Raw genomic sequence first — 26987 nt, forward strand, 5'->3', positions numbered from 1 at the left:
TCCACCGGGAGAGGGAGAAAACATAAAAAACGGTAACACAGTTACCGTTTTGCTTTTACCTAATCGTTCTGCGCCGTCGCCATCTGCTCGGCTTTCTGCTTTTTATACGTCAATGCCGCAGCCGGAACAGGCTGCACTTTCCCGGTTTCAATCCAGGTGCGCAGTCGGCTGGCATCGGCGAAGTGAGTATATTTGCCGAAGGCATCCATCACCACCAGCGCCACCGGTTTACCGTTGAACACGGTACGCATCACCAGACAGTGACCCGCCGCGTTAGTAAAGCCGGTTTTCGTTAACTGAATATTCCAGTTCTCGCGGTACACCAGGTGGTTCGTATTGCGAAACGGCAGCGTATAGGCCGGGTTCGCAAAGGTCGCCATCTCTTCACGGGTGGTACTGAGCTGCCCAATCAGCGGGTACTGTTTGCTGGCAATCAGCAGTTTGGTCAGATCGCGCGCCGTAGAGACGTTGTGAATCGACAGACCTGTCGGCTCAACAAAACGGGTGTTATTCATTCCCAGCGCTTTGGCTTTGGCATTCATCGCTCGAATGAAGGCGTCGTAGCCGCCCGGATAATGGTGGGCGAGGCTCGCCGCGGCGCGGTTTTCAGACGACATCAGCGCCAGCAAGAGCATATTTTTACGACTGATTTCACTGTTCAGGCGCACGCGGGAGTAAACCCCTTTCATCTCCGGCGTGTGGCTGATATCCACTTTCAGTTTTTCATCCAGCGGCAGATGTGCATCCAGCACTACCATCGCGGTCATTAATTTGGTTATCGAGGCGATCGGGCGCACCAGATCCGGGTGGCTGGCGTAGATCACCTTATTAGTGTTGAGATCAACAATCATCGCGCTGCCGGAAGCGATTTGCGGTTGAGCAGCAGCGGTGGTCACCGCGGGCGTTTTGGCGAGAGCTGGCACGCCAGCGGACGCCCCCAGCAACAGTGCCAGGCTAAGTAAAGAAACTCGGAATTTCAGCATGGTGAGACTTCTGATAATTATTCACGCACGTTATGACGTACACCGCCTGCGTCGACGGAGAAACACAGGCTGGCTTCGGCATCATAGCGGTCACCGTGTATTGTCGCCAGCGGATAATCGTGAACAGATGCTGCATTGCTGGCATTTACGCCAGCAATGCAATTAACTCAGAAGAGACGGTAACCATAACCCCAAAGAATCACCGTCAGCGCCAGTAACGCTTCCAGTACCAGCACGCCGATGGCGAGCGTAGAGCTGGAAAAGCTCAGGCCTTCTTCTTTATTGATATTCAGGAAGGTAGGTACCCCCAGATACAGCAGATAGCCGGTGTAAAAGAGCGCAATGGTCCCGATCAGCGCGCACAGCCAGACCAGGGGATAGAGCGCAACAATACCGCTTAAGAACAGCGGGGTTGCGACGTATCCGGCAAAGACCATACAGTGTGCCAGGGAAGGACGCTGCGGATAGTTACGTGCCATCCAGTGAATGACGCGTCCCATAACCGCCACCCCTGCCAGCATCAGGCCATAAAAGAGAATGGCAAGATAAAGCCCGGTAAACCAGGAAAGCTGTACTACGGTGCCATCACCAAAGTTCCAGCCGATTTGTGTTGTACCAATAAACGCGCATATCACCGGCACCGCCGCCATCAGCAGCACGTGGTGCGTGTAATGATGCGAGACCGTTTCGTTCTCACTTTTGATGACATGCATTTCACGATCGGGATGGGAAAAAAGTCCCCAGACATGGTTCATAGCGCCCCCTTGTTGTCGGCCCGTCATCGATACCTTAAGTATAATGCAGGGTTTAGATTATTTTATGTACAGTGGGAAATTTCCGTTGATTGCCCCGCGGTTGTCACAAGGGGTATATGATTAACCGAGGCACGCTGAGGGAGATAATATTTACGTAATGGATATCAACGGAGTTATTGAACAATACGGATACGCTGCGCTGGTTGTCGGAAGCGTGGCAGAAGGTGAAACCATCACCCTGTTAGGCGGCGTCGCCGCGCATCAGGGATTACTTAAATTCCCGCTGGTTGTCGCCGCGGTTGCGCTGGGCGGGATGATTGGCGATCAGCTGCTCTACTTTCTGGGGCTGCGTTTTGGGCCGACGCTGCTTAAGCGTTTCGCTAAGCACAAGAAGAAAATTAACCGCGCGCAGCGGCTGATCCAGCGCCACCCTTACCTGTTTGTGATTGGCACCCGCTTTATGTACGGCTTTCGGATTATCGGGCCGATATTGATTGGCGCCAGCCGCCTGCCGCCGAAAATTTTCCTGCCGCTGAACGTGATTGGCGCGTGCGCCTGGGCGCTGATCTTTACCACGCTCGGTTACGTGGGTGGAGAAGTGATTGGCCCGTGGCTGCATAACCTTGACCAGCATCTGAAGCACTGGGCGTGGCTGATTCTGGTGGTGGTGGCGGTGATTGGAGTCAGGCTGTGGATGCGGCACAGAGAGAAGAAGCAGGATGAGGAGTGAGTGCGGTCTGTTGCCCTCACCCTCTCCCACTGAGTGAGGGAACTTAACACACCCTCTCCCACGGGGTGAGGGGAAGCTACCCCGCTGGCTTAAACTGCGGATTCGCCAGCATAAACCCGCCATCGACGATAAACGATTGCCCGGTGGTGTAGCTGGCGTCGCTGTCGCATAACCACGCCACCAGACTGGCGATCTCTTTGGTATATCCCGGTCTTGCGAGCGGGATCGCTGGCATCGATCCTTCCTTCACTTCACTCTCGTCCATATCATTCATCGGTGTGGCAATCGCCCCCGGTGCAACGGCGTTGACCAGAATGTTGTGCTGCACAAGTTCCAGCGCCATCGATTTGGTTAATCCTCCCAGCGCATGTTTTGCGGCGGTATAGGCGCTGGCTTCCGGCAGCGGCGTATGTTCGTGCACCGAGGTGATATTGACGATTCGCCCTCCTTCCCCCTGCTCCACCATTTTACGTGCGGCAATCTGCGAACAGAGAAACGCACCGTCCACGTCGACGGTGAAAATGTTTCGCCAGTCGTCAAACGGCATATCCAGGAAGGGCGCTTTGGTCATCGCACCCGCATTGTTAACCAGCACGTCCAGGCGACCAAAACGGGCAATTAACGTTTCAATCGCCTGCGCGCCCTGTGGAAGGGTGCTTAGATCAAGGTGGATAGCTTCAGCCCGCCGTCCCTGCGCCTCCACTTCGCGGCAGGTATCCCGGGCCCCTTGTTCATCAGAGTGCCAGGTGACGCCAATATCAAACCCACGTTCAGCCAGCATCAGGGCTGTGGTTTTACCAATCCCGGAATCCGATGCGGTAACAATCGCTACTTTGGTCATACTCACCTCCTGAAGAACGGCAAAGAGGTAAGTATAGATAATGACCCTGATTAGCCATGATGATAACCACCACCCAGCGCGGAGGTGAGCTGTAGCGTGGCGTCGATATACTCGCCCTGCAGCATCAATCCGGCGAGATGTTCCTTCAGCGCTGGAATTCTGGCTTCACTGACGCGCGAACCGGCAATAATTCCGGCGCTAAAACGTGCCTGCGCCAGCGCCACCACGCGCGCCGCATCTTTTTCTACCTGCTGCTGATGCTGATTTTTCGCCGTCAGCATTTCCACTTCGCTGGCCGTGCGCGCCACCTGGTTTACGGCATCCACCACCGCCTTGTTATAATTCGCCACCGACAGATTGTTCTGCGCCTGGGCAATATCCAGCTGCGCGTTCAGCCTGCCGCTGTCAAAAATGGGCAGAGTCAGCCCGGCGGTCACCCCCATTTGCTGGGCTGAAGAACGGAACAGATCGCTCAGGTGCAGGGCATCCTGTTGTAAAAACGCCATCAGATTCACATCAGGATAAAACGCCGCTCTGGCGGCTTCGACCTCGCTCATTGACGCTTCGATATACCAGTGCGCCGCCTGCAGATCCGGCCGTCGGGCCAGCAGTTCATACCCCAGCGTCGACGGTAACGACGCTTCAACCGTCGGTAAGGCATGCCGTGTGAGCGCCAGGGCGGGGGTATTAGTCAACGCGTTCAGACGCGCCTCGATGGCTTTCATTTTGCCGTGAACCTCTGCGATCTGCTCTTCGGTTTTGCTGGCACTGATGTCGGTTTCGACACCTTCCACAGAGGAGGTGATCCCGTGCTGATACAGCTCGCGATCTGCACCGATGATATTGTCCTGTTGGGATTTGATCTGCGTGAGGACCTCCTCCACGGCGGCCTGAGTTTGCCAGTCCCAGTAGAGCCGCGCCACGCTGCTGGCAAGCAGTTGACGGGTCTGCTCAAGCTCCGCTTTTTGCGCATTCACCTTGCCTATCCGGGCCTCCAACCGGGCGCGATTTTTGCCCCACAAATCCAGATCCCAGCCCGCGGTCAAGCCAAAGGTACCGTTGGTATACCAGGGGCCGGTGGTGCCCGCAGCCGGGTCGGTTATGGCAAAGGGCCCCATCAGCCCTTCAGCGGACATTTTCTGACGTTCAGCATCGGCCGAAAAATCAATTTGCGGGCCGTCGGCCGCCAGGGCTGCTTTGGCCTGGGCTTCGGCAAGGGTAATACGCTGACGGGCAATCTGCATATCGGGCGCATCGCTTAATGCTTTGGCAATTAGCTTATCAAGCTGCGGATCGTTATACGCTTTCCACCATGCATTTTTCGGCCAGTCCTGATGAGGCAGCACCGTATTAACCGACGCCGTGAGTGACTGGGTATTAAGGGGAGTTACCGTGGCATGTTGCGGCGCACAGCCGGCCAGAATAACGGCAAAGGGAGCACTCAGAGATAAAATAAGAAAACGTTTCATTACGCCATTCACGCCAAAAAATAAAGGCGCAAAGTACGCCTGATACCTCTCTTTTTTTTAGTAATGCGTGGCAATGCGCAAATTGTCATACATTTTTGTAATTAGAAAATTATACATACCGAGAATAAGCCAAATTAACAAATTCATCTTAATTATAAATTGCCTGCTACACTTACTGTTGACATACATACGCAGGAGAAGGGAATGAAAATATTATTGTGGGTCATTTTAATTATATTTCTGATAGGACTGCTGGTGGTAACGGGTGTGTTCAAGATGATTTTCTGATTCATTTGCCCGGCACCGCGCCGGGCAAAGGTCAACCAGCCCATGCGTCTGGTCCAGCGCTTCACAGCGATAATTGCGGTCACACGCTTATTATTTTGCCTGGATCACCCGCGCAATATCCGCAGAAGTCTGTAATGTCCGAATCTCCTGAAATAACCCCAGCGCTTCATCGTACTCTTTGCGTAAATAGCTGAGCCACTGTTTGATGCGCGCCACGTGATATAGCCCGGTGTCGCCCTGCTTTTCCAGACGGCTATATTTTTGCAGCAGCGTCACAACATCAGCCCACGGCATACGCGGCTCGTTATATTTAATCACCCGGCTGAGGTTAGGCACATTCAATGCCCCGCGGCCGATCATCACCGCCTCGCAGCCGGTGGCCTTGAGACAGGCCTGCGCGCTCTGGTAATCCCAGATTTCACCGTTGGCGATCACCGGAATGCTGAGGCGTTTGCGGATCTCACCAATTGCCTGCCAGTTAATGCGCTCGGCTTTATAACCATCTTCTTTGGTGCGGCCATGCACCACCAGTTCAGTAGCCCCGGCCTGCTGCACCGCATCGGCAATTTCAAACTGCCGCGCGTCGCTGTCCCAGCCCAGGCGCACTTTCACCGTCACCGGCAAATGGGCAGGCACGGCTTCACGCATCGCTTTCGCGCCACGGTAAATCAGCTCAGGATCTTTCAGCAGCGTCGCCCCACCGCCGCTGCCGTTCACCAGCTTCGACGGGCAGCCGCAGTTGAGATCGACCCCGTAAGAGCCCAGCTCGACGGCACGGGCGGCGTTCTCGGCCAGCCATTCAGGATACTGGCCCAGCAGTTGAATACGCACCAGCGTGCCGGAGGTGGTCCGGCTCTGGCGGTGCAGCTCCGGACAGAGTCTGTAAAACGATTTTACCGGCAACAACATATCGACCACGCGCAAAAACTCCGTCACGCAGAGATCGTAATCGTTCACCTCGGTCAGAAGTTCGCGCACGAGGGAGTCGAGCACGCCTTCCATTGGGGCCAGTAAAACACGCATAGCAGTACCTGTGAAAAAAGACGCGCTATAGTAATCGCTCTGTATGTATGTTGAAAGCACGACGTTCTATTCTGGAATGACGGGTATGCTTAAAATTCATGATGTGATCCATGGCACACTTTCGGGTTTAATTGTATGATGAATGCGTTTCAGCAAGGATTTTAACCATGAGAAAATCATTGAACATTATCTGGCAATATCTGCGCGCATTCGTCCTGATTTACGCCTGCCTGTACGCCGGGATTTTCATCGCTTCCCTGCTTCCTATCACCATTCCCGGCAGCATTATCGGCATGCTGATCCTCTTTGTTCTGCTGGCGTTGCAAATTCTGCCCGCTAAGTGGGTCAACCCGGGCTGCTTCGTTCTTATTCGCTATATGGCGCTGCTGTTCGTGCCGATTGGCGTCGGGGTCATGCAGTACTTCGATCTGCTTAAAGCCCAGTTCGGCCCGATTGTCGTCTCCTGCGCGGTCAGTACGCTGGTGGTTTTCCTTGTGGTGAGCTGGAGTTCGCATCTGGTACATGGCGAACGTAAAGTGGTTGGACAGAAAGGAACAAAACAATGATGGCCAATATCTGGTGGTCGCTGCCATTAACCCTGGCGGTGTTCTTCGCGGCACGCAAACTTGCCGCCCGGTTCAAGATGCCGCTGCTTAACCCGTTGCTGGTGGCGATGGTGGTGATTATCCCGTTTCTGCTGCTTACCGGTATTCCTTACGAACGCTACTTTGCCGGGAGCAAAATTTTAAACGACCTGCTGCAACCCGCCGTGGTCGCACTCGCGTTTCCTTTATATGAACAGCTGCACCAGATCCGCGCCCGCTGGAAATCCATTATTACCATCTGTTTTGTGGGGAGCCTGGTGGCGATGATCACCGGTACTTCAGTCGCACTGCTGATGGGGGCCTCTGCGCAAATTGCCGCCTCTATTCTGCCGAAATCGGTGACCACGCCTATCGCCATGGCAGTGGGCGGCAGCCTCGGCGGCATTCCTGCCATCAGCGCCATGTGCGTGATCTTTGTCGGCATACTGGGCGCCGTGTTTGGCCATACCCTGCTCAATGTCATGCGCATTCATACCAAAGCCGCACGCGGTCTGGCGATGGGCACCGCGTCGCACGCGCTGGGCACCGCCCGCTGTGCGGAGCTGGATTATCAGGAGGGGGCGTTCAGCTCGCTGGCACTGGTGATCTGCGGAATCATGACCTCGCTGATGGCGCCGTTCATTTTCCCCGTGATTCTGGCGGTGATGGGCTAAAATTTGCGATGCGTCGCGCAAATTTCATTTTGTTTTCATAAGTTGCATACATAATGAGATATGGATCACATATAAAGCCCCAGCGGCTCCGTACACTACCGATCCATTAACCTTTATGAGGCAAACGCCATGCATCCACGTTTTCAAGCGGCTTTCGCCCGGCTTGCAGAGAATTTGCAATCAGCTCTGGCCCCGATTCTGGCGGATGAGCATTTCCCCGCCCTGCTCACCGCTGAGCAGATCACCACGCTGAAACAGGCCACGGATCTTGACGAAGACGCGCTGGCTTTCGCATTGCTGCCGCTGGCTGCCGCCTGTGCACGTGCCGATCTTTCCCACTTTAACGTTGGCGCGATTGCGCGCGGCGTCAGCGGAACCTGGTACTTCGGCGGAAACATGGAGTTCCTGGGCGCAACCATGCAGCAGACTGTTCATGCGGAACAGAGCGCCATCAGCCACGCCTGGCTGCGCGGCGAAAAGGCCCTGAGCGCCATTACCGTGAACTACACCCCGTGCGGGCACTGCCGTCAGTTTATGAATGAACTGAACAGCGGGCTGCAGCTGCGCATCAATCTGCCGGGTCGCGCGCCGCATACGCTGGGCGACTACCTGCCTGACGCCTTTGGTCCGAAAGATCTTGAAATCAAAACCCTGCTGATGGACGAGCAGGATCACGGTTACACGCTGACCGGTGATGACCTGACCCAGGCGGCCATTCGCGCTGCCAACAAGAGCCATACGCCGTACAGCAAATCCCCGAGCGGCGTGGCACTGCAATGCCGCGATGGGCGTATTTTTAACGGCAGCTATGCCGAAAACGCCGCGTTTAACCCAACGCTGCCACCGCTGCAGGGCGCACTGAACCTGCTGAGTCTGAACGGCTATGACTACCCGGATATTCAGCGCGCCATTCTGGCAGAAATTGCCGATGCACCGCTGATTCAATGGGATGCCACCGCCGCCACCCTGAAAGCGCTGGGCTGCACGTCAATCGAGCGTGTATTGCTGGCGTGATCCTTCTGGCGGGCAGACATGCCCGCCCGTTTTGCTGAAAAAGCCTTCAGTTGATGCGCTGTTTCTTGCGCTAACCAGGCGGGTACAGTAGCCTGAGTTAAATTCACCTTCGGTACGAGCCATCTGCATGTTAAAGCGCGTTTTTTACAGCCTGTCTGTCCTGGTCGGCATACTGCTGTTGATCGTGCTGGGTCTCGACCGCTGGATGAGCTGGAAAACGGCCCCCTACATTTTTGATGACCTGCAGGACCTGCCCTATCGCCAGGTGGGTGTGGTGCTCGGCACCGCAAAGTATTACCGCACCGGTGTCATCAATCAGTATTACCGCTACCGCATTCAGGGCGCGCTCAACGCCTACAACAGCGGCAAAGTCAATTACCTGCTGTTAAGCGGCGATAACGCGCTGCAAAGCTACAACGAACCGGTCACCATGCGCAAAGATCTGATTGCCGCAGGCGTTGATCCGGCAGATATCGTGCTCGACTACGCCGGGTTCCGCACGCTCGACTCCATCGTGCGCACGCGCAAAGTGTTCGACACCAACGACTTCATCATCATCACCCAGCGCTTCCACTGCGAACGTGCGCTGTTTATCGCGCTGCACATGGGCATTCAGGCGCAGTGTTATGCGGTGCCCTCGCCAAAAGATATGCTGAGCGTGCGCGTGCGTGAGTTTGGCGCTCGCTTTGGCGCGCTGGCCGATCTCTATATCTTCAAACGTGAACCGCGCTTTTTAGGCCCGCTGGTGCCAATTCCGGCCATGCATGAAGTGCCGGAAGATGCGCAGGGTTATCCGGCGGTGACGCCGGAGCAGCTGCTGGATATGCAGAAGAAAAAATAAACCCGCCATACGGCGGGTTTAACTTTTCAGGAAGGTTATTTCTTACGCGCGTATTTCAGTGAATCCAGCGCAACCGCGAAGATGATAATGGCGCCCTTGATGATGTACTGCCAGTACGGGTTCACGCCGATGTAGGTCAGACCATAGTTGATGACCGTAAAGATGATCACACCGGTGACCACGCCGAGCACAGTACCCACACCGCCGCTGAAAGAGACCCCGCCCACCACGCAGGCGGCAATCGCATCCAGTTCGTACATAAAGCCGAGGTTGTTGGTGGCAGAGCCGATACGGCCCGCTTCCAGCATCCCGCCGAAGGCATAGAACACACCGGACAGGGCATAAATCATCAGCAGGTTCAGGGCCACGTTAACGCCGGACACTTTCGCTGCTTCCGGGTTGCCCCCGATGGCGAAGATGTTCTTACCAAAGCGGGTTTTGTTCCACAGGATCCAGACGAACGCCACCGCAATCAACGCGTAGAAAGTGATGTACGACAGGCGGAAGCTGCCCAGCGCAATAAATCCTTGCGTGAAGGTCGAGAAGCCGCTGTCGAAGCCCGAGATGGGGGACGCACCGACGAAGTCGTAGTACAGGGAGTTGATACCGTAAACGATGATCATCGTACCCAGGGTGGTGATAAATGGCGTCACGTTCAGGTAAGCGATGATGATACCGTTGATCAGACCAATCACTGCACCGATGGCGCAGACAATCAGGATCACCACGAAAATGGGCATGGTCGCCATTTCCGGGAACACCTTGTTGGCGTTTTCCATCGACTGCAACAGGGTTGCCGCGATCACCGCCGCCAGGCCGACCTGGCGCCCCGCGGAAAGGTCAGTCCCCTGGGTGACGATGAGCCCCGCCACGCCCAGCGCAATGATAATACGTACGGAAGACTGAGTCAGAATGTTACTCAGGTTCAGCAGACTTAAGAACGTAGGGTCCTGGAAAATGATAATGGCCAGCAATACTAAAAGAACAACGTAAATACCGCCTTCTTTCAGATAAGTGAGAAAACTTTTTTTATTTAACGCACTCATGAGGAGCCCCTGATCTTAAAGGTGCAAAGACGCTAAACGCAAAATTTCGTTTTGCGTTGTCGTTTTCGTGTCAACAATACCGGCAACGAGACCATTGCTCATAACCAGAATACGGTCTGTGATCCCTAACAATTCCGGCATTTCGGAAGAGATAATAATGATCCCTTTATCCTTTTTCGCCAGTTCAGCGATCAGCTGATAAATTTCAAACTTCGCGCCGACGTCAATACCGCGGGTTGGTTCATCCAGCATCAGAATTTCTGGCTGCGTTAATAACCAACGACCGATAATGACTTTTTGCTGGTTACCGCCCGACAGCGAACCAATTTGCGTACGATGCCCCGGCGTTTTTACGCGCATAGAGTCAATAACCCACTGGGTATCACTCTTCATGCGGGAGTTATCCAGCAGACCCACTTTGTTTTTATAGTTGCGGATATTAGAAATTAACGAGTTAAAGTTAATATCCAGATAGGCATAAATACCGGTCGAACGCCGCTCTTCCGTCACCAGTGCAAAACCATTATTAATGGCTTCGTTGGCGTTGTGGTTGTTAATTTTCTTACCGTGCAGCGTGATGGTGCCTTCGGCTTTCTCGCGAATACCAAACAGGGTTTCGACGATATCGGTACGTTTTGCCCCAACCAGGCCTGCAATGCCCAGAATTTCGCCCTTGTGCAGGTCGAAGGAGACGTCGCGAATAGAGGGCTGACGCAGCGAAGTCAGGTTACGCACCTCAAGGATCACCTCACCCGGCTTGTTCTCTTTGTCCGGGAAACGCTGGTTCAGGGAACGGCCCACCATCATGGCGATGATCTTGTCCATGTCCAGCCCTTCGAGAGGCTGAGTGGCAATCCACTGGCCGTCGCGCAGGATGGTTATCTCATCACACAGCTGGAAGATCTCTTCCATTTTATGGGAGATATAAACAATGCCGCAGCCGCGATCTTTTAGCTTACGAATAATGGTAAAAAGGTGGTTAACCTCTTTTTCCGTTAATGACGATGTCGGTTCATCCATGATGACAATTTTGGCATCATAGGAGAACGCTTTGGCAATTTCGATCATCTGCATTTGCGAGACGGATAATGTTCCCACGCGGGCGCGCGGATCGATATCAATATCCAGCTCATCGAAAATGGCTTTGGTGTCACGGTACATTTTGTCCTGATCGACAAAAACACCTTTGGTTGGATAACGTCCCAACCACATATTATCCATTACCGAGCGTTGCAGTACCAGGTTCAATTCCTGGTGAACCATAGAGATACCGTTTTCCAGTGCTTCTTTCGCTGAATGGAAATCGATCTCTTTCCCCTGAAAAAGAATGCTGCCAGAATCTTTTTGATAGATCCCAAAAAGACATTTTAATAATGTTGATTTACCGGCACCGTTTTCACCCATTAAGGCATGAATTGAATGAGGCCGAACTTTTAAATTAACATTATCGAGTGCCTTAACACCGGGAAACGACTTGTTGATGCCGTTCATTTCCAACAAGAATTCACCGGACGACGGAGTAGTTGTGCTGACCATAATTATACCTTGTTGGCCTCGCATATCGCGTTATAAAAGGGCGCAACATGTTGCGCCCTGTGGAGACATAACTAACTATCTTATTTACCGATAAACTCAGCCAGGTTGGACTGGTCTACGCCCACGTAAGGTACGCGAACGATTTTATTGTCGATTTTCCAGTTGGTGCCATCAGCCGCACCTTTACCGTCGGCCAGGTTTTTCGCCAGATCGAAGGTGGCTTTCGCCTGGTTGTTGGCATCGTTCAGCACGGTACCGGCCATCGCACCTGATTTCACCAGAGCCAGCGCTTCTGGCAGCGCATCCACGCCGAACACAGGGATAGAGGATTTGTTGTGTGCTTTCAGGGCTTCTACCGCACCCATTGCCATCGCGTCGTTGTTAGCGATAACCACTTCAATTTTGTTCGCGTTAGGACCAGACAGCCACGCGTCCATTTTATCTTTCGCCTGAGCGGTATCCCACATCGCGGTATCTAAAGCCAGCTGCTGGGTTTTCAGACCTTTGTCGTTCAGCTCTTTGACAACGTAAGTGGTACGCGCTTCAGCATCCGGGTGGCCTGGCTCGCCTTTCAGCAGCACGAACTGGATCTGGCCGTCTTTGTTCAGATCCCAGTTCGGGTTGGCCGCCCAGTGTTTCGCGATCAGATCGCCCTGGATAATACCGGACTCTTTGGAGTCAGTACCGACGTAATACGCTTTGTCATAGCTGTCCAGCGCTTTACGGGAAGGTTCTTTGTTGAAGAAGACGATTGGCACGTTCTGGCCGCGCGCTTTCTCGATAACTGTGCCTGCAGCAGCCGGGTCAACCAGGTTGATTGCCAGTGCCTTCACGCCTTTTGCCAGCAGGACGTCAATCTGATCGTTCTGTTTGGACTGGTCGTTCTGGGAGTCATTCATCAGCAGCTGAACATCTGGCGCTGCTTTAGCATCTTTCTCGATCGCTTTACGCACAACAGACATGAAGTTGTCGTCGTATTTATAGATAGTCACACCAATACGGGTATCCGCAGCGTGCGCTGCTGCACCAAAAAGCATGCTTGCCATTACAGCAGACAGAGTCAACACCTTCTTATTCATGGTATCTCCGGTTTTTTTTATGCAGGGTAGTTCTTGTGAATAACGATCGGCGGGCAGGTGTTAATAAAACGTTACTGACAGCCGAAGTTCACTTATAAAATTTCTATCTTCCGTGTTCGGTAACGCTCCAGAAATGCGTTTTATTCGTTGTTTGCGGCACGTTGGCTATAGTGAAAGTGAATAATCACTGTTACATAGCGTTTCAGCCCCTAAAACGCTGACATCATAGTCAGCGCCTTGTTAAGATACTGTGAATTTACTCACAGATTGAAAACGGTTACATCAGCTGGCTTTATCAGTTAGTGATCGGAACCACAATTTGCCGGGCAGAGACCGAATGGCGGCGCACTAACGTCGGCATGAAAGAGTGTGTTGCTCCCGTATCAAGCAGCCCTGCCGCGCCCTGTAACGCCAGCTCAGTCGCCAGTTTGGCCATCGAGACAATGGGATAGCGTACCGTTGTCAGCTGCGGGTCGGTGTAACGGGCAATGGGAATATCGTCAAAACCGATCAACGACAAATGCTGTGGCACCGCAATGCCGTTATCTTTTAACGCCGTCAGTGCTCCGGCAGCCATACTGTCGTTGTAGGCAAACACCGCGGAGAGCTGCAGGTTACGGCCCAGCAGCTCGACCATCGCCGCCTCCCCTCCCTGCATGTCCGGGGTACCGGTGCCTACCCAGCTTTCAGCAGGCGCAATGCCGTGCTCTTTCAGGGCGTTTTGCCAGCCTTCGCGACGCAGTTCGTCGTCCTCAATCGCGTGGCTGGAGGCCAGATAACCGATTCGCTGGTGCCCGTTATTAATCAGCATGCGCGTGGCCATCATGGCGCCGCTCACGTTATCCAACCCCACGCAACGGTGGGCATAGCCGGGCACAATCCGGTTGATGAGCACCATGCCGGGGATTTGCTCCATAAATCCGGCAAGTTCCTCATCACTCAGGGCTTTTGAATGCACAATCAGCGCGTTACAACGCTGGCGGATCAGCACTTCGATGGCATAGCGCTCTTTTTCTGCTTCATGATAGCTGTTGCCGATCAGCACATACTTCTGGTGCTGCTGGGCGACAACATCCACCGCTTTCACCAGCGCGCCAAAAAACGCATCCGACACGTCCATCACCACCACGCCAATGGTGTCACTGACCTGCGTAGCCAGCGCCTGCGCGTTAGCATTGGGCCGGTAACCCAGTTGGGTCACGGCTTTCATTACGGTTTCACGGGTTTCAGGGCTGACCAGCGCGCTGTTGTTCAGCACGCGAGAGACGGTGGCCACAGAAACGCCCGCCTGACGGGCGACGTCACGAATGGTGATCATATTCACCATCCTTAAATGGATTGCAGCAACTCACAGACACCCCCTGTGTTTAGCAAGGTGGCTATTTTGGCAGCGAGAGAAAGGGGACTACGTGAAGAAGCTCACACAGATGAAAACGGTTACATCCATTTTGTTAATGATTGTGATCCAGATCGTTATCTGGATGTATTATTCAATGAAACACCTGATGCTTTTGCGGTTAACTGACGCCACGCCCACTCCAGGGGCCCCTGGCGGAAATACCGCAGCCAGATAACCGAAAACGCCAGGTTTATCGTCCAGACCGGAAGAACAAACGCCACCAGCGTAAGGCGGTCGAATTTCATAAACAGGCCGAATCGATAGAACAGCGTGGTGCAGATGAGGGTCTGCAAAATGTAATTGCTTAACGCCATGCGGCCAACGCAGGCCACGGCACTGACAATCCAGAGGCGGGAGAGCTGCGGCCAGTAGCCATAGATGAGCGCGGCGTAGCCGATGGTCTGGAACGGGGCACCGAGCTCGCGCGGAACCTGCAGCAGGAAAGCGCACCAGCGGTAATCCCAGTGTAGATGCCACTGCGCAATCACCGCCGGGAGATTGATCGCCACGCCCAGCAGCACCAGCAAGACTCCGGTGCGACGATAGTGGCGCAGGCTAAATTCCCCTTTCAGCCAGCCGGTGCGCATCAGGGATGCGCCCATCAGCATCATCCCCGCCAGCTGCCAGCCGTATTGCGCTCCCAGTGCCAGCAGGTTATCGCCCAGCATATCCGCGCGATTGCTTATCGCTTCCGCGCCGCCTTTTAGCTTCCAGAACTGCTCATACTGCAGGTTGGCGGCGTCCGGTATCCATGAGCGGCTTGTTGCGTCGCCGGCGATCATACCCAGCAACAGCAGCACGCCAAGCCCCATGACATAAAGCATCACGCCGGTGTTAAACAGGCTTTTGACGCTATGCGCATCACGGATGAGTCGCCAGCAAATCAGCCCGACTAATCCATAGGCGAGAAGAATATCACCGTCCCAGAAGAACAGGCCGTGAATAAAGCCAAGGAGCACCAGCAGGGTCAGACGTGACTGGATCCAGCGGGTGCCGCGTTTGAGCAGGAGTTGCAGACCGGCGCCAAACAGCAGCGCAAAGAGGGTGAGGAATTTCACCTGAGCAAAGAGATCGAGGATTGCCCACGTCCAGGCATCGCGACGGGTGATCTCGCCATACCAGGCGGGGTTGAGATAAGCGGCCTTCGGCAGACCGAAGGCGCTGATATTAAGCAGCAGGATACCGAGAATGGCGACGCCGCGAACAAAATCGAGCGTGACGTTTCGCTCCATGGTCCCTGCCCTGTCTGATTAGTTGTGGTGACGCACGGCGCGCAGGAACTCCTGGCGGGTGTTCTGGCTGGATTTAAACAGACCGCCCAGCGACGTGGTGGTGGTCGCACTGGTGGCATCACGTACACCGCGCGCCTTCACGCAGTAGTGAACCGCGTCAATGGAGACCGCGACGTTATTGGTGCCCAGCAGCGTTTGCAGCGCAGTCAGGATCTGCTGCGTCAGACGCTCCTGCACCTGTGGGCGTTGGGCAAAGAACTGCACGATACGGTTGATTTTGGACAGACCAATCACCGTATCTTTTGGAATGTAAGCCACGGTCGCTTTACCGTCGATGGTCACGAAGTGGTGCTCGCAGGTGCTAGTCAGCGTGATATCGCGCACCGTCACCATCTCATCCACCTTCATTTTGTTTTCAATGACGGTGATTTTCGGGAAGTTGGCGTAGTCCAGGCCGGAGAAAATTTCGTCGACATACATTTTTGCGATGCGATGCGGCGTTTCCATCAGACTGTCGTCGCTCAGATCGAGATTCAGCAGTTGCATGATCTCGGTCATGTGCCCGGCAATCAGACGTTTACGGGTTTCATTATCCACTTCCTGAACGGGTGGACGCAGTGGCGTTTCAAGACCGCGCGCAACCAGGGCTTCGTGGACAAGGGCCGCTTCTTTACTGAGTGATGACATTCTTTTCTCCTGCAGGTGTGGCGTCTTTTGCCCTCGTTGTGGCAAAAGTGTGCGCTCATTGTGCGTGAGGCCGCGCACATAATCCAGTATTCACGACGATAATTATTGCAATTGCTGCTGCCTTTCGGCCTGACGGTTCCACACCAGCGCGCCCGCAATGAACAGCGCAATGCCCGCCAGCCCCAGCGCAGGCTCAAGCTTGTGGGTAAGCCAGGTGGATAACGCCGAGGTCATCGGCCCCACCAGCTGTCCAATGGCATAACCGGTAGTCAGTAGCCCCGCCATATAGCGGGTATGTTCGGGTGCCAGCTCGCGCCCGTAGAGTAAAGAGAGCTGAACGGCACACAGGAATCCGCCGCCGACCAGCAGGCCGCCCGTCAGCAAGCCGCCAATTCCCGGCAGTAGCCACGCCGCCAGCACACCCGCCCCCTGTAACCACAGCACGATAGCCAGCCTGCGGTTCGAGGTAGAGGTGTGACGCAAAACGATACTGAGCACGATGCCCACAACAGCGGCAGCGCCAAATATCGGCCAGACAAACTGTGCAAACAGGCTGCCGGGAAAACGCACGGCCGCCATTTGTGATAAAAATGTTGCAGGCAGGATGTAGCCAAATCCGGCCAGGCTGTAGCTCCAGACCAGGCACTTCAAATCTTTCGTCAGAATAAGGGGTTCAGGCGCGCTGCCCGGCCGGTGCAGTTGCCCGGCACGCGGTAAATAGCGGGCAACCAGTGCGATAAGCACCAGCGCCAGCACGCCGTAAATCTGCCATGCGGCCCCGGCCGACAACGCTTTTGCGTGAATATAGACCGCAAGCAGTCCGCTCAGGGCGATACCTGCGCCCGGCCCGGCAAACACGGCCGCGCTCAAACCCGGTTTACCCAGTTGCCCCAGCCGCTCGTTGGTCCAGGCGGCAATCAGCACCATCGACCAGCCGCTCATGCAGCCAATCACAAAGCGCAGCAGACCATGTACCAGCGCGTTATCCGCTGCGGCGGAAAGCAGCGTCAGCGCCACAGCGCCAGTAATACCCAGCCAAAGGCGGGTTTCAACGAAGCGATGGGCGCGCATCGCATCCCATGCGCCCACCAGATAGCCCAGATAGTTCATCGCCGCCACCAGACCTGCGCTGGTGAGCGTGAGTTGCCCGGCGGCAATCATCAGCGGCACCTGAGGGGTAAACGCGAAGCGCCCAATTCCCATCGCTACCACCAGAACCACAAATCCACTGAGCGCAATTCGCAGCGCCATGACCGCTCCAGTTGTTAATAAAAAGTAAATTTATGATGCAGGATCTCGCTGTCTTGCGAAAGTGAAAGTTGCTCACAGGTAAATGAAAACTCTGTATTATGGGCTGAATGAATAGCAATTCGCATTAAGGAGCCTTGCATGGAACTGCTCGAAGAGCATCGTTGTTTTGAAGGTCGACAGCAGCGCTGGCGCCACGACTCCACTGTCCTGAACTGTGCCATGACGTTCAGCATTTTCCTGCCGCCCACTGAAGAGGGTGCTAAGCCCCCGGTTCTGTTCTGGCTCTCGGGATTAACCTGTAACGATGAGAATTTCACCACCAAAGCGGGCGCGCAGCGTGTGGCGGCTGAGCTGGGTATCGCCCTGGTGATGCCAGACACCAGCCCGCGTGGCGATGAGGTGGCGGACAATGCCGGATATGATCTGGGCAAAGGGGCCGGGTTCTATCTGAACGCCACAGAGCAGCCGTGGGCGAGCCATTACCGCATGTACGACTACATTGCCGACGAGCTGCCAGCCCTGATCCAGCGTGAGTTTGCAGTAAGCAACCGGTGTGCCATCAGCGGGCATTCCATGGGTGGGCACGGCGCGTTGATCATGGCGCTAAAAAATCCTGGCAGATACACCAGCGTTTCCGCGTTTGCGCCAATAGTGAACCCCACCCAGGTACCGTGGGGGCAGAAAGCCTTTACGAACTATCTGGGTGATGACGCACAACGCTGGCAGGAATGGGACAGCTGTGCCCTGATGCTGGCGAGCCAGCCTGGAAATGCGATCCCGACGCTTGTCGATCAAGGTGATGCGGATCAGTTCCTGGCCGGGCAGCTACAGCCCGCCGTGCTGGCTGAAGCCGCACGTCAGAAAGACTGGCCGCTGACGCTGCGTATTCAGCCCGGATATGACCACAGCTACTATTTCATTGCATCCTTTATTGAGGATCACCTCCGCTTCCATGCGGAGCATTTGTTCGGGTAAGTGCGGTCTTTTTTGCCCGGTAAGCGAAGCGCCACCGGGCATGAAAACCACATCAGAACTTATAATCCACACCCACAAAGTAGCGGCGGCCATCTTCCGTGTAGCTGTAATCGTCGCGGCTCAGATCTTTATCCAGCAGGTTCTGCACGCCCGCGCGCAGCTTCACGCTTTTCGTTGCCTGCCATGCCGCGCCAGTATTCCAGATGACATAGCCGCCCGGCGTTGCGTCTGCGCTGGTTAACGCACGTTTCTCGCCGGTGTAGTGGCCCTGGACGTAGAACGACCACTCCTGCGTCGCCTTCCAGTCCACGGTACCGTTGGCGGTATGGAACGGCAGTTCGGACAGCGGTTTGTTGCCGCCGTTGCTGATATCACGCCCGTCGTTGTAGGTATAGTTCAGCGTCAGCTTCCAGTCCTCAGCCACCGGGATCTTCAGCTCGGTTTCCACGCCACGAATACGCGCCTTGTTGACGTTGTAATAGCGGAAGATCGGTTCACCGTCAGCATTCAGCCCCACGTAGTTCGGGTAGCTCTTAGCCTGGTTAACGTTCGCCGTACGGCTGATGCTGATACGGTCATCAACATTGTTCTGGAAGGTGGTAATGCTGGCCTGCACGCCCTCTAACCATCCCTCTTCCCCGCTGTAGTACAGCCCGAGTTCAAAGCTTTCGCTGGTTTCCGGTTTCAGGTTCGGGTTACCGACAATCTCGCAGGCACCGCGACACGATCCGGTGATCCAGTCCGGACTCAGTTGCAGCAGGGATGGCGCTTTAAACGCGGTTGCCCAGCCCCCTTTCACCGTGACGGTATCGGTCGCGTTATAGACCAGATACGCTCGCGGACTCCAGTGATCGCCGTAGGTGTCGTGGTCGTCCATACGGATGCCGGTAGTCAGCGCCAGCGGTTCAAATATCCGCCATTCATCTTCAAGGAAGAGAGCATACTGGCTGGTAGAGGTCGCGCTGCCGGAGCCCCCGGTCAGGTTTACCGGATCTTTCAGCTTGTCGTGACGCCATTCGCCGCCGAAGGTCAGCAGCTGATTGATTTCACCCAGCGGCAGCACGTATTTACCATCAGCGGCGTTGCTCTCGGAAGTGATGGTATGGCTGTTACCCGGGTTTTTGTTGTCCACCTTCTCGCCGTAAACTTTCAGTTCGCTGTTGCCTGTCCCCCATCGGCCGTTGTGGCTCAGGGAGTAGTTCTGGCGCTCAAGGCGATTTTTATCGAGGGAATCGGAATCACGATCCTGGCGGTCGAAACCATAGCCTGCGGTAAAGTCATGATTTTCCGTCGGCGTCCAGGCAAATTCCACGTTGGCATCGCGGCTGGTGAAGCCCTCAATGCGCGGCGTTTCACCGCTCGTTGTGGTAGACGATTCTTGCTGCTTGTCTTTTTCACGCTTAGACACACTGCCGTAGGCCTTCAGCCCCAGCACGCCGTCCACCAGCGGGCCGCTGGTGTAGAACTGGCCGTTGTTGGTGTCCCCGCGATCGCGGTGTTCCTGAATGGTGGAGTCGGCACTCAGGGTGCCCGTCCACTTCTGACCGATTTTTTTGGTGATGATGTTCACCACGCCGCCCAGCGCATCTGAGCCGTAGAGCGAGGACATTGGCCCGCGCACCACTTCGATCCGCTCGATCGCATCGACCGGAACCCAGTTCAGATCGAAATCGTTATGGCGGAAGACGGCGTTGCGGGAGTTAACACGCTTACCGTCGATCAGGATCAGCGTATAGCTGCTGTCCAGACCGCGAATACTTACCCCTTTACGGTTGTCCCCTTCATTAGTGAGCTGCACGCCCGGTACGTCCTGCAACACATCTTTCAGGTTCTGAACGGGTTTACGCTGCAGGTCTTCCTGGGTGATGACGCTGATGCTCGCCGGTGCGTCCTTCAGGTTTTGCTCAGTCGCTGACGCCGTGACAACCAGTGTGTCGCTGGATTCCGCAGCGATGACAGGCAGTGCCAGGGACATTGCGGACGCACAAAGTCCTCCCCTGACGAAGGGATTCAACCTAAACATTCCATATCTCCATGAGGTAAATACAACTAAATCAAAAGATTATTGCCCACAATGCCTTTTGCTCCGTCCGCATCTCCGGCGGGTCGGTGGTCTGCTTATTTTGACGTAACGATAAAGCAAACGATTATTATTATCAATTAAATTGTTAAAAATTATATCCGTTCTGCATAATGTGGAGATAAAAAAGCCCGCTCAAATGAGCGGGCTAAAAGAGAGGAAGTGCGGTTTATTTGTTAAATCGTTCAGGGAATTCCATTTCACTGTAGCGAACGAAGTGCGTTCCTTTCATCAGCTTGTAACCAAACCAGATCACCAGGAACAGCGGAATACCAATGTAGGTGGCCGTTACGGCGCCCCAGTCAATGGTGTCCGCCAGGAACGCTTCATAGTTCTGGCCCAGGGTGATAATCAGACACAGAATGAAGGCGAAAATCGGCCCCAGCGGGAAGAACCCGGAACGGTACGGCAGGTTGTTCAGATCGTGTCCCTGCATCACATAGCCGCGACGGAAGCGGTAGTGACTGATGGCAATCCCCAGCCAGGCAATAAAGCCCGTCATACCAGAGGTGTTGAGCAGCCACAGGTAGACCGTCTGGTTACCGAACATGGAGGTCAGGAAGCACAGACCAGCAATGACCGTTGTGGCATACAGTGCGTTACGCGGCACACCACCACGAGACAGTTTTGCGAAAATACGCGGCGCTTTACCGTCACAGGCCAGGGTATAGAGCATACGGGTTGAGGCGTACATACCGGAGTTACCCGCAGACAGCACCGCTGTCAGGATAACGGCGTTCATCACCGCCGCCGCAGAGAGCAGACCGGCATGCTGGAAGACCAGCGTGAACGGGCTGACGCTGATGTCTTTGACATCGTTGCGCAGCAGGCTTGGGTCGGTGTACGGGATAATCAGGCTGATAATCAGGATCGCGAACACATAGAACAGCAGAATACGCCAGAATACCTGACGCACCGCGCGCGGAATGTTCTTCTCCGGGTTTTCAGACTCACCGGCAGCAATACCAATCAGCTCGGTGCCCTGGAAGGAGAAGCCAACAATCATCGCCACGCCAATCATCGCCGAGAAACCACCGGCAAACGGCGCATCGCCAATCGTCCAGTTGCTCCACCCGGCCGGTTCCGCCCCTTTGAAAATACCAACGATCATCGCCACACCGACGACGATAAAGATGATGACGGTTGCCACTTTGATCAAAGAGAACCAGTATTCCGCTTCGCCAAAGCCGCGAACGGAGATGTAGTTCAGCAGGAAGATGACCGCGAGGAACAGCGCACTCCAGATCCAGCCGGGCGTGTCCGGGAACCACCAGGTCATAACCAGCTGTGCGGCGACAAGGTCAACGGCGATGGTGACCGCCCAGTTGTACCAGTAGTTCCAGCCCAGCGCGAAGCCGAAGCCTTCTTCAACGTATTTCTGACCGTAGGTCGAAAACGAACCGGATACCGGCATGTACGCGGCCAGTTCGCCCAGGCTGGTCATCAGGAAGTAGACCATCAGGCCAATCAGGATATAAGAGAAAAGTGCCCCACCCGGGCCAGCTGCCGAAATGGTTGCCCCGGAGGCAACGAAAAGACCTGTACCGATTGAGCCGCCGATGGCGATCATCGTCAGGTGACGCGCCTTGAGTTCGCGGCGTAGCGCGGGCGCTTCTGTGGTTTTAGTTTCTGAAACCATGTGAAAATGCTGTCCATCTAATAAATGAGGCGCGATTGTAGCAGACGATCCGCGTTCCTTCCGGCAGAAATACTGAGTTATAAGAGAGCTTCATGACTCGGCCAGGATTATAAGTAAAGCATAATTTTTCCCTCTCTCCATTGGGGTGAGGGGCGCTTTTACATGGCGCAATAGCGCAGAAAACGCTGCAGCGAGCTGGAAAGGTGTTTCTGACGATGGTGAATACACCACAACGTGCGCACCAGTTTGGGCAGCGGAAGCGGAACTTCAACCAGCGTTCCGGCCTCAAGCTGTTCAATAATGACCCGTCGTGAAAGGCAGCTGATCCCAAGGCCATGTCGCACCGCATGCTTGATCGCCTCTGAGTTGCCCAGCTCCATCCCCAGCTGGAAATGCGGCAAATGGGAGAGCAGCAGATAATCAACAATTTCCCGCGTGCCGGAGCCCTGCTCACGCAGGATCCACTGCGCCTGCGCCAGACGTTCCAGCGTTACTTCACCCTGCAATAACGACGAGGCGGGTGAGGCGAAGACCACCAGCTCATCTTCCAGCCAGGGTTCCGCAATGATATCGACGTTATGGCACGGCCCTTCGATAAGACCGATATCCACGCGAAAATCGATTACCGCGTTAATCACATCCTGACTGTTCCCCACGCTCATCTCCAGAGGCAGGGTCGGGAAATCCCGGCGATAGCGGGCAATCACTTCCGGCAAGATATAGTTCCCGATGGTGCTGCTGGCATACACGCGGATGGCACCGTTCTCTTCCCGGAAGAGTTGTTCAATTTCCGTTGCCTGTTCCAGCAGCGCCAGCGCGCGGGGATAAAGCAGGCGGCCATGTTCGTTAACCACCAGCCGCTTCCCTACCCTGTCGAAGAGCTGCACGCCCAACTGGCCCTCAAGATCGGTTAACGCGGCGCTGACCGCAGACTGGGAAAGCGAAAGCATCTGCGAGGCCTGGGTCGTCGACCCGCTTTTCAGCACTTCGGCAAAAACTTCCAGCTGACGCAAAGTAATGTGCATGGTTGCTTACCACTTATATAGATTGATTATAAGTATATAATCAATTTTATTTTTAAACCAGCGCGCCGTAACCTTTAGCCAGACAAAGGAGAAGGTTATGTCAGAAATCACCTTACAGCATCATCGTACATTGTGGCACTTCGTGCCGGGTCTTGCGCTCAGCGCGGTCGTCACCGGTGTGGCATTATGGGGCGGCAGCATTCCCGCCGTCGCCGGTGCCGGTTTTAGCGCCTTAACGCTGGCGATCCTGCTCGGCATGGTCGTGGGTAACACCGTTTACCCGCACATCTGGAAGTCCTGTGATGGCGGCGTTATTTTTGCCAAGCAGCATCTGCTGCGCCTCGGGATCATTCTTTACGGCTTTCGCCTCACCTTTTCACAGATTGCGGATGTCGGCATTAGCGGTATCGCCATTGACGTTCTGACCCTGACCAGCACCTTTTTACTGGCCTGCTTTATCGGGCAGAAAATCTTTGGCCTGGATAAACAGACCAGCTGGCTGATCGGTGCCGGGAGCAGTATTTGCGGTGCGGCGGCGGTACTGGCAACCGAACCTGTGGTCAAGGCGGAATCCAGCAAAGTTACGGTGGCGGTCGCGACCGTGGTGATCTTCGGTACGCTGGCAATTTTCCTCTACCCGGCCATGTATCCGCTGGTTGCCCACTGGTTTAGCCCGGAAACCTATGGCATCTACATTGGCTCAACCATGCATGAAGTGGCGCAGGTTGTGGCGGCGGGTCATGCCATTAACCCGGAAGCAGAAAACGCTGCGGTGATTGCTAAAATGCTGCGCGTCATGATGCTGGCACCCTTCCTGATTATCCTGGCCGCCCGCGTGAAACAGCTTGCGCCCGCGAGTGGTAATCAGAAGAGTAAAATCACCATACCGTGGTTTGCGATCCTGTTTATCGTGGTGGCGATTTTCAACTCCTTCCACCTGCTGCCAAAAGCGGTGGTCGATATGCTGGTGACGCTGGATACCGTGCTGCTGGCGATGGCGATGGCGGCGCTGGGGGTGACCACGCACGTCAGCGCGCTGAAAAAAGCCGGTGCGAAACCGCTGCTGATGGCGCTGGTGCTCTTCATCTGGCTGATTGTGGGTGGCGGCGCGATTAACCTCGTGGTCCACAGCCTGATGGCATAAACCACTACATCCTTCCCCTGTTAACCCGTTATGATACGCATTTCGGGTTAACAGGAGTCCCTTTATGAAATACGTTGGAGCGCACGTCAGCGCTGCCGGTGGCCTTGCGAATGCCGCCATTCGCGCCGCCGAAATTGAGGCGACCGCTTTCGCCCTGTTCACCAAAAACCAGCGCCAGTGGCGCGCCGCGCCGCTTACCGCTGATGTCATAGATGATTTCAAAGCCGCCTGTGAGAAGTACCACTACGGGCCGGGTCAAATCCTTCCCCACGACAGCTATCTGATCAACCTCGGCCATCCGGTTCAGGAAGCGCTGGAGAAGTCCCGCGAAGCGTTTCTGGATGAAGTCCAGCGCTGCGAGCAGCTTGGGCTGACGCTGCTGAATTTCCATCCGGGTAGCCATCTGATGCAGATAGACGAAGAGGCCTGCCTGGCACGCATTGCGGAGTCCATTAACATCACGCTGGATAAAACCCAGGGGGTTACCGCGGTGATCGAGAATACCGCCGGTCAGGGCAGCAACCTCGGCTTTAAGTTTGAACATCTGGCCGCCATCATCGACGGCGTGGAAGATAAATCCCGCGTGGGCGTATGTATCGATACCTGTCACGCGTTTGCAGCCGGTTACGACCTGCGTACAACCGAGGCCACGAAAAACACCTTCGATGAGTTCGAACGCGTGGTGGGCTTTAAGTATCTGCGTGGAATGCACTTAAACGATGCCAAAAGCGCCTTTGGCAGCCGCGTAGACCGTCACCACAGCCTGGGTGAAGGTAATATTGGCCATGATGCGTTCCGCTTTATCATGCAGGACGCCCGTTTCGATGGTATCCCCATGGTGCTGGAAACCATCAATCCGGATATCTGGGCGGAAGAGATCGCCTGGCTGAAGGCACAGCAGACCGCTGAACAGGCGGCATAAAAAAAGCCGGATCGCGTTAAGCGTCCGGCTTTTTTATAGGTCGGGTAAGGCGAAACCGCCACCCGACACCACTTTTAGGCTGCTTTTGCCACCGCTTCCGCTTCAGGGCGTTTCAGCACCGCGTAAGAGAGCCCCGCCACCAGCGTACCAGCAACAATCGCCAGCAGGTAACCCAGTACCGGGGTGATAGCGCCTGGGATCAGCAGAACGAACAGACCACCGTGCGGTGCCATCAGCTTCGCGCCAATCGCCATTGAGATAGCCCCGGTCACCGCGCCGCCAACGATACAGCAAGGCAGAACACGCATTGGGTCACGGGCAGCGAACGGAATCGCCCCTTCGGTGATAAAGCACAGGCCCAGTACCAGCGCTGCTTTGCCGCCTTCCTGCTGCGCTTTGTCGAATTTACGACGCGCAATAATCGTTGCCAGGCCGAGCGCCAGCGGTGGCACCATACCGGCCGCCATAATGGCCGCCATTGGCGCGTAGGTCTGGGTACTCAGCAGGCCAACACCGAATGCATAGGCCGCTTTGTTTACCGGACCACCCATGTCGGTACACATCATGCCACCGAGGATAGCACCCAACAGCACCGCGTTTGCCGTGCCCATGGTTTGCAGCCAGTGGGTCAGACCCGCCAGGATACCTGCAACCGGCTTACCAATCAGGTAAATCATCGCCAGACCGACCACCAGGCTGGAAATCAGCGGAATGATCAGAATCGGTTTCAGGGCTTCCATACTTTGCGGCAGCTTCAGCTTCGAGCTGATAAGCTTCGCGACGTAACCCGCCAGGAAACCGGCGATGATACCGCCAATAAAGCCGGAACCGGTGCTCACGGCCAGCATACCGCCGATAAGACCCGGCGTCAGACCCGGACGGTCAGCGATGGAGAAGGCGATAAAGCCTGCCAGCACCGGCACCATCAGCGCGAACGCGGAGCCGCCACCAATCTGCATTAACGCCGCAGCCAGCGTCCCTTCTTCTTTAAATGCGGTGATACCAAACGCGAATGACAGTGCGATACACAGACCGCCCGCCACCACCATCGGCAGCATATAAGACACACCGGTCAGCAGGTGACGATAGGCGCCCGCAGATTCTTTTTTCCCTTCGGTAGCCGGTTTAGCCGCACCGGTTGCCTGATAAGGCTGGGCTTCCACCAGCGCTTTATCAAACTCCTGCGCGGTCTTTTTCAGCGCCAGGCCGGTAGAGGTGCGGTACATCGGTTTACCCGCGAATTTCGCCAGATCCACTTCGATATCCGCCGCAACGATCACCAGATCGGCTTCCGCCACTTCTTCCGGGGTGATGGCATTGCCCGCACCCACCGAGCCACGGGTTTCAACTTTCACCCACCAGCCGCGTTTTTTCGCTTCAGTTTCAATCGCTTCAGCCGCCATAAAGGTATGCGCGACGCCCGTCGGACAAGCTGTCACCGCCACAATGCGTTTCGGGCCCGTGGCAGCAACCGGTGCTGCCGCAGCCGGTGCGCTGTAGACAGACGCGTGGCCTTTCGCTTCGCTCAGGAACAGTTCCGGATGTGCCACCGCGCGATTAATATCGCCCAGCCACACTTTTTTGCCGTTCAGCGCGCTGTCAGCCGGGACCTTATCACCCAGCACAATCGCCAGTTCAGCGTCGCCCGGGTTATCGGTCATTTCCAGATGTGCTTTGTTCGCCGCCGCTCCCAGCAGGGTCTTCGCCATATAGGCGCGAGCCTGTCCGAGACCGGAGTCAATAATCAGCAGCGTTTTCATTATTCCTCTC

The 26987-nt window shown here is 55.2% G+C and carries 24 protein-coding genes; 8 read left to right on the plus strand and 16 right to left on the minus strand.

Annotation, left to right across the window (positions count from 1 at the left end; genetic code table 11):
- Nucleotides 1-59: 59 nt before the first annotated feature.
- Together pbpG and ACMWKA_RS03365 are read right to left on the minus strand one after the other, a co-directional pair.
- Nucleotides 60-983, minus strand: a complete 924-nt coding sequence (gene pbpG / locus ACMWKA_RS03360) for a D-alanyl-D-alanine endopeptidase (RefSeq protein ID WP_013097940.1) — start codon at nucleotides 981-983, stop codon at nucleotides 60-62.
- Between the two features lie 167 nt (nucleotides 984-1150).
- The gene (locus ACMWKA_RS03365) at nucleotides 1151-1738 is read right to left on the minus strand and encodes a Yip1 family protein (protein ID WP_013097942.1); all 588 of its coding nucleotides are present in this window, start codon (nucleotides 1736-1738) and stop codon (nucleotides 1151-1153) included.
- 157 nt (nucleotides 1739-1895) lie between these two features.
- Here ACMWKA_RS03365 and ACMWKA_RS03370 point away from each other — a divergent pair, with 157 nt between their 5' ends.
- A complete protein-coding gene (locus tag ACMWKA_RS03370; protein ID WP_013097943.1) occupies nucleotides 1896-2468 on the plus strand; it encodes a DedA family protein in 573 nt (190 codons plus the stop codon).
- Nucleotides 2469-2544: 76 nt separating this feature from the next.
- Here ACMWKA_RS03370 and ACMWKA_RS03375 read toward each other — a convergent pair whose 3' ends face one another.
- The 3 genes from ACMWKA_RS03375 to dusC all read right to left on the minus strand — a co-directional run bounded on the left by ACMWKA_RS03375 (nucleotide 2545) and on the right by dusC (nucleotide 6089).
- Entirely contained in the window at nucleotides 2545-3309 is a 765-nt protein-coding gene (locus tag ACMWKA_RS03375; RefSeq protein WP_072205129.1) for an SDR family oxidoreductase, read from the minus strand.
- 50 nt (nucleotides 3310-3359) lie between these two features.
- Entirely contained in the window at nucleotides 3360-4778 is a 1419-nt protein-coding gene (gene mdtQ / locus ACMWKA_RS03380) for a multidrug resistance outer membrane protein MdtQ (protein ID WP_058683476.1), read from the minus strand.
- Nucleotides 4779-5156: 378 nt separating this feature from the next.
- A complete protein-coding gene (gene dusC, locus ACMWKA_RS03385; protein WP_013097946.1) occupies nucleotides 5157-6089 on the minus strand; it encodes a tRNA dihydrouridine(16) synthase DusC in 933 nt (310 codons plus the stop codon).
- A gap of 167 nt (nucleotides 6090-6256) precedes the next feature.
- Between dusC and ACMWKA_RS03390 the strand changes: the two genes are divergently transcribed.
- The 4 genes from ACMWKA_RS03390 to sanA all read left to right on the plus strand — a co-directional run bounded on the left by ACMWKA_RS03390 (nucleotide 6257) and on the right by sanA (nucleotide 9202).
- Nucleotides 6257-6655: a CidA/LrgA family protein gene (locus ACMWKA_RS03390; RefSeq protein ID WP_023619766.1), complete on the plus strand. Its 399-nt coding sequence runs from the start codon at nucleotides 6257-6259 to the stop codon at nucleotides 6653-6655.
- The gene (locus ACMWKA_RS03395) at nucleotides 6652-7347 is read left to right on the plus strand and encodes a CidB/LrgB family autolysis modulator (RefSeq protein ID WP_013097948.1); all 696 of its coding nucleotides are present in this window, start codon (nucleotides 6652-6654) and stop codon (nucleotides 7345-7347) included. The genes ACMWKA_RS03390 and ACMWKA_RS03395 overlap by 4 nt, the downstream gene beginning before the upstream one ends.
- Nucleotides 7348-7476: 129 nt before the next feature.
- Nucleotides 7477-8361 carry a cytidine deaminase gene (gene cdd / locus ACMWKA_RS03400; protein ID WP_409244299.1) on the plus strand — a complete coding sequence of 295 codons (885 nt, stop codon included), beginning with the start codon at nucleotides 7477-7479 and terminating at the stop codon, nucleotides 8359-8361.
- Nucleotides 8362-8488: 127 nt separating this feature from the next.
- Complete coding sequence (gene sanA / locus ACMWKA_RS03405; RefSeq protein ID WP_023619764.1) at nucleotides 8489-9202, plus strand: outer membrane permeability protein SanA; 714 nt, start codon at nucleotides 8489-8491, stop codon at nucleotides 9200-9202.
- Between the two features lie 35 nt (nucleotides 9203-9237).
- Here sanA and mglC read toward each other — a convergent pair whose 3' ends face one another.
- The 7 genes from mglC to ACMWKA_RS03440 form a co-directional block, all read right to left on the minus strand.
- Entirely contained in the window at nucleotides 9238-10248 is a 1011-nt protein-coding gene (mglC, locus tag ACMWKA_RS03410) for a galactose/methyl galactoside ABC transporter permease MglC (protein ID WP_013097952.1), read from the minus strand.
- 15 nt (nucleotides 10249-10263) lie between these two features.
- Complete coding sequence (gene mglA, locus ACMWKA_RS03415; protein WP_029883073.1) at nucleotides 10264-11784, minus strand: galactose/methyl galactoside ABC transporter ATP-binding protein MglA; 1521 nt, start codon at nucleotides 11782-11784, stop codon at nucleotides 10264-10266.
- Nucleotides 11785-11864: 80 nt separating this feature from the next.
- A complete protein-coding gene (gene mglB / locus ACMWKA_RS03420; RefSeq protein WP_014832691.1) occupies nucleotides 11865-12863 on the minus strand; it encodes a galactose/glucose ABC transporter substrate-binding protein MglB in 999 nt (332 codons plus the stop codon).
- Nucleotides 12864-13158: 295 nt separating this feature from the next.
- On the minus strand, nucleotides 13159-14181 hold the full coding sequence (galS, locus tag ACMWKA_RS03425) for an HTH-type transcriptional regulator GalS (RefSeq protein WP_414759989.1): 1023 nt from the start codon (nucleotides 14179-14181) through the stop codon (nucleotides 13159-13161).
- Between the two features lie 155 nt (nucleotides 14182-14336).
- Nucleotides 14337-15494 carry a DUF418 domain-containing protein YeiB gene (gene yeiB / locus ACMWKA_RS03430; protein ID WP_020690129.1) on the minus strand — a complete coding sequence of 386 codons (1158 nt, stop codon included), beginning with the start codon at nucleotides 15492-15494 and terminating at the stop codon, nucleotides 14337-14339.
- Nucleotides 15495-15512: 18 nt separating this feature from the next.
- Nucleotides 15513-16181, minus strand: coding sequence for a GTP cyclohydrolase I FolE (gene folE / locus ACMWKA_RS03435; RefSeq protein WP_013097957.1), 669 nt, complete (start codon nucleotides 16179-16181; stop codon nucleotides 15513-15515).
- 102 nt (nucleotides 16182-16283) lie between these two features.
- Nucleotides 16284-17432, minus strand: coding sequence for a YbfB/YjiJ family MFS transporter (locus tag ACMWKA_RS03440; protein ID WP_013097958.1), 1149 nt, complete (start codon nucleotides 17430-17432; stop codon nucleotides 16284-16286).
- 138 nt (nucleotides 17433-17570) lie between these two features.
- Between ACMWKA_RS03440 and fghA the strand changes: the two genes are divergently transcribed.
- Nucleotides 17571-18407 (plus strand): S-formylglutathione hydrolase, encoded by an 837-nt coding sequence (fghA, locus tag ACMWKA_RS03445; protein ID WP_095427709.1) that lies wholly within the window; start codon nucleotides 17571-17573, stop codon nucleotides 18405-18407.
- A gap of 52 nt (nucleotides 18408-18459) precedes the next feature.
- On the opposite strand, the gene cirA is transcribed toward fghA, so the two are convergent.
- From cirA to yieE, 3 genes are all read right to left on the minus strand, one after another.
- On the minus strand, nucleotides 18460-20430 hold the full coding sequence (gene cirA / locus ACMWKA_RS03450; protein ID WP_414759990.1) for a catecholate siderophore receptor CirA: 1971 nt from the start codon (nucleotides 20428-20430) through the stop codon (nucleotides 18460-18462).
- Nucleotides 20431-20656: 226 nt separating this feature from the next.
- Nucleotides 20657-22126, minus strand: coding sequence for an amino acid permease (locus ACMWKA_RS03455; RefSeq protein WP_013097961.1), 1470 nt, complete (start codon nucleotides 22124-22126; stop codon nucleotides 20657-20659).
- Between the two features lie 158 nt (nucleotides 22127-22284).
- Nucleotides 22285-23151: a DNA-binding transcriptional regulator YeiE gene (yieE, locus tag ACMWKA_RS03460; RefSeq protein ID WP_029883079.1), complete on the minus strand. Its 867-nt coding sequence runs from the start codon at nucleotides 23149-23151 to the stop codon at nucleotides 22285-22287.
- A gap of 97 nt (nucleotides 23152-23248) precedes the next feature.
- On the opposite strand from yieE, the gene ACMWKA_RS03465 reads away from it, so the two are divergent.
- Both ACMWKA_RS03465 and nfo read left to right on the plus strand, forming a co-directional pair.
- A complete protein-coding gene (locus ACMWKA_RS03465) occupies nucleotides 23249-24295 on the plus strand; it encodes a YeiH family protein (RefSeq protein WP_414759991.1) in 1047 nt (348 codons plus the stop codon).
- Nucleotides 24296-24359: 64 nt separating this feature from the next.
- Nucleotides 24360-25217 carry a deoxyribonuclease IV gene (nfo, locus tag ACMWKA_RS03470; RefSeq protein WP_013097964.1) on the plus strand — a complete coding sequence of 286 codons (858 nt, stop codon included), beginning with the start codon at nucleotides 24360-24362 and terminating at the stop codon, nucleotides 25215-25217.
- Between the two features lie 74 nt (nucleotides 25218-25291).
- Here the strand turns inward: nfo and fruA are convergent, their stop codons facing one another.
- Nucleotides 25292-26977 carry a PTS fructose transporter subunit IIBC gene (fruA, locus tag ACMWKA_RS03475; RefSeq protein WP_023619758.1) on the minus strand — a complete coding sequence of 562 codons (1686 nt, stop codon included), beginning with the start codon at nucleotides 26975-26977 and terminating at the stop codon, nucleotides 25292-25294.
- Nucleotides 26978-26987 lie beyond the last annotated feature (10 nt).

The organism is Enterobacter sp. 03-F-07-AD-ECC, assembly GCF_047530935.1.
Classification (GTDB): Bacteria; Pseudomonadota; Gammaproteobacteria; order Enterobacterales; family Enterobacteriaceae; genus Enterobacter; species Enterobacter cloacae.

What these genes read in the sequence shown, in the direction of transcription:
- galS (WP_414759989.1), bottom strand. Translation starts at nt 14,181, where the DNA reads ATGATCACCATTCGTGACGTCGCCCGTCAGGCGGGCGTTTCTGTGGCC.
- dusC (WP_013097946.1), bottom strand. Translation starts at nt 6,089, where the DNA reads ATGCGTGTTTTACTGGCCCCAATGGAAGGCGTGCTCGACTCCCTCGTG.
- mglC (WP_013097952.1), bottom strand. Translation starts at nt 10,248, where the DNA reads ATGAGTGCGTTAAATAAAAAAAGTTTTCTCACTTATCTGAAAGAAGGC.
- yieE (WP_029883079.1), bottom strand. Translation starts at nt 23,151, where the DNA reads ATGCACATTACTTTGCGTCAGCTGGAAGTTTTTGCCGAAGTGCTGAAA.
- pbpG (WP_013097940.1), bottom strand. Translation starts at nt 983, where the DNA reads ATGCTGAAATTCCGAGTTTCTTTACTTAGCCTGGCACTGTTGCTGGGG.
- fghA (WP_095427709.1), top strand. Translation starts at nt 17,571, where the DNA reads ATGGAACTGCTCGAAGAGCATCGTTGTTTTGAAGGTCGACAGCAGCGC.
- ACMWKA_RS03390 (WP_023619766.1), top strand. Translation starts at nt 6,257, where the DNA reads ATGAGAAAATCATTGAACATTATCTGGCAATATCTGCGCGCATTCGTC.
- ACMWKA_RS03440 (WP_013097958.1), bottom strand. Translation starts at nt 17,432, where the DNA reads ATGGCGCTGCGAATTGCGCTCAGTGGATTTGTGGTTCTGGTGGTAGCG.
- mglB (WP_014832691.1), bottom strand. Translation starts at nt 12,863, where the DNA reads ATGAATAAGAAGGTGTTGACTCTGTCTGCTGTAATGGCAAGCATGCTT.
- mdtQ (WP_058683476.1), bottom strand. Translation starts at nt 4,778, where the DNA reads ATGAAACGTTTTCTTATTTTATCTCTGAGTGCTCCCTTTGCCGTTATT.
- sanA (WP_023619764.1), top strand. Translation starts at nt 8,489, where the DNA reads ATGTTAAAGCGCGTTTTTTACAGCCTGTCTGTCCTGGTCGGCATACTG.
- ACMWKA_RS03465 (WP_414759991.1), top strand. Translation starts at nt 23,249, where the DNA reads ATGTCAGAAATCACCTTACAGCATCATCGTACATTGTGGCACTTCGTG.
- ACMWKA_RS03370 (WP_013097943.1), top strand. Translation starts at nt 1,896, where the DNA reads ATGGATATCAACGGAGTTATTGAACAATACGGATACGCTGCGCTGGTT.
- ACMWKA_RS03375 (WP_072205129.1), bottom strand. Translation starts at nt 3,309, where the DNA reads ATGACCAAAGTAGCGATTGTTACCGCATCGGATTCCGGGATTGGTAAA.
- ACMWKA_RS03455 (WP_013097961.1), bottom strand. Translation starts at nt 22,126, where the DNA reads ATGGTTTCAGAAACTAAAACCACAGAAGCGCCCGCGCTACGCCGCGAA.
- cdd (WP_409244299.1), top strand. Translation starts at nt 7,477, where the DNA reads ATGCATCCACGTTTTCAAGCGGCTTTCGCCCGGCTTGCAGAGAATTTG.
- yeiB (WP_020690129.1), bottom strand. Translation starts at nt 15,494, where the DNA reads ATGGAGCGAAACGTCACGCTCGATTTTGTTCGCGGCGTCGCCATTCTC.
- fruA (WP_023619758.1), bottom strand. Translation starts at nt 26,977, where the DNA reads ATGAAAACGCTGCTGATTATTGACTCCGGTCTCGGACAGGCTCGCGCC.
- ACMWKA_RS03395 (WP_013097948.1), top strand. Translation starts at nt 6,652, where the DNA reads ATGATGGCCAATATCTGGTGGTCGCTGCCATTAACCCTGGCGGTGTTC.
- cirA (WP_414759990.1), bottom strand. Translation starts at nt 20,430, where the DNA reads ATGTTTAGGTTGAATCCCTTCGTCAGGGGAGGACTTTGTGCGTCCGCA.
- ACMWKA_RS03365 (WP_013097942.1), bottom strand. Translation starts at nt 1,738, where the DNA reads ATGAACCATGTCTGGGGACTTTTTTCCCATCCCGATCGTGAAATGCAT.
- mglA (WP_029883073.1), bottom strand. Translation starts at nt 11,784, where the DNA reads ATGGTCAGCACAACTACTCCGTCGTCCGGTGAATTCTTGTTGGAAATG.
- folE (WP_013097957.1), bottom strand. Translation starts at nt 16,181, where the DNA reads ATGTCATCACTCAGTAAAGAAGCGGCCCTTGTCCACGAAGCCCTGGTT.
- nfo (WP_013097964.1), top strand. Translation starts at nt 24,360, where the DNA reads ATGAAATACGTTGGAGCGCACGTCAGCGCTGCCGGTGGCCTTGCGAAT.